Here is a 1,807-nt window from a genome sequence, read left to right as displayed (position 1 = left end):
TTTAGAAATGTCGAAGTTATTTCAGGACAGCTCCTATATACTCTTGATCCTGATTTCGTGAGCCAGGAAAGGGGGAAGAGCCTTTAAAATAATAACAGTCAATATTCGCCCATGTGAATTCTGCACTTCCTCTGCTACGTGGTGCCTGAGGTATATGTCCAGGTGGATTCTGCGAATGGTTTGCTTGAATTAGCAGGCTATCCGAAAATAGCCTCCTGTGAGCAGTTTATTTCACCTTCTTGCAAGTCAATCAGCCATTCACCAGAAAGTGAACCCAGATACTGCCAACAAACCCAAGGGCAATCGCCCAACTCCAGCGGATATGGGTCATAAATGTGTAGCTACCTTTTGATGTCCCCATCAAGGCAACGCCCGCTGCGGAGCCTATGGATAACAGGCTGCCGCCCACACCCGCCGTCAGCGTTATCAATAACCACTGAAAGGCATTCATTTCCGGATCCATTCCGATAACGGCAAACATGACCGGAATGTTGTCGACAATGGCCGAGACCAAACCGGCGATGATATTGGTCCACGTTGCCCCAAGGTCGGCATACATGGTTTCCGAGGCAAGGTCGAGGTAACCGAGATAGCGCAGGCCACCCACCGAGAAAATGACACCAAAGAAGAACAGCAGAGTGTCCCATTCGGCATGGGCCACTTCCTGGAATATATCGATTTCCTCCCCTTTTGGTCGAGGACGTGCAGTCAACCGGCGGTTACTGGTCAGCCCCCGGATACCCATGAGATAGGTATAAAACATCAACAGGGCAAAACCGGTCATCATCCCCATAAATGGTGGCAAACCTAAACCTTTTTCAAAACTGACAGCCAGAAAAATGGTCACCAGGAAAAGACAGCAGATGATAATACCACCCCGAAGAATGGTACTATCCACTTGCACACCGGGCGGATGCCCTTTCTCAATGAAAAAGCTCATGATGATGGCCGGTACCAGCCAATTGACCACCGACGGTACAAAGAGACTGAAAAAGTTAAAGAACTCCACCTTGCCTGCCTGCCACACCATCAAAGTGGTGATATCACCAAAGGGGCTGAAAGCACCACCGGCATTGGCAGCAACGACCACATTGATCATCGACAGGGTAATAAACTCCGGATGACCGGCACCTACCGCCATGATCACCGCGCCCATTAACAGCGCCGTGGTAAGATTGTCGGCCACCGGAGAGATAAGAAAGGCCATAGCGCCGGTTATCCAGAAGAGTCCCCGGTAATCAAAACCCTTGCTGATCAGCCAGCTGCGTAACGTAGCAAACACCTGTCGGTCTTCCATGGCATTAATGTAAGTCATGGCGACCAGCAGAAAGAGGAACATCGCCGCATACTCTTCAAGATCATGCATGACCGCTCGTTTTAGTTCTTCCTGAGGAACTCCTTTTTGTATAGCAATGAAAGCAATCACTGCCCAGATGACTCCGGCAGCCATCATCACCGGTTTAGACTTGCGCAGATGCAGCTGCTCTTCAGCCATGACCATGCAGTAGGCAATCACAAAAAGGCAATGCAGGCCCAGGCTAGCGGGCTGGATGTTACCGCCAGTATATTATCTCCAGCCAGTGCCGCTGCTGGCAGGCTGGTTAATACTCCCAACGGGAGCCTTTTCATTATTGCCATCATGCTTCAGCCCCACAGGCTCCATCTGAAGCCAGTGATGAATGGATAAATTTAAATTGCCGAAGGATACCTATGCCGAGGGCAGAGTGCAAAACAGCAGAAAGTGAAAGCAGCCATCATGAAATGGCCGCAGAGGCAGGCAAGGTGGAGTTCTTTAACTTTTTCAGTC

At 50.0% G+C, this 1,807-nt stretch carries 1 protein-coding gene; it reads right to left on the bottom strand.

The annotated features are described in order from the left end of the window. Nucleotides 1-250 precede the first annotated feature (250 nt). A complete protein-coding gene (nhaD, locus tag KDK14_RS13395; protein WP_257265661.1) occupies nt 251-1,516 on the bottom strand; it encodes a sodium:proton antiporter NhaD in 1,266 nt (421 codons plus the stop codon). Nucleotides 1,517-1,807 lie beyond the last annotated feature (291 nt).

Source organism: Endozoicomonas sp. ONNA2 (assembly GCF_024606365.1).
Taxonomy (GTDB): domain Bacteria; phylum Pseudomonadota; class Gammaproteobacteria; order Pseudomonadales; family Endozoicomonadaceae; genus Endozoicomonas.
This window is presented reverse-complemented; position numbering and strand designations above follow the sequence as displayed.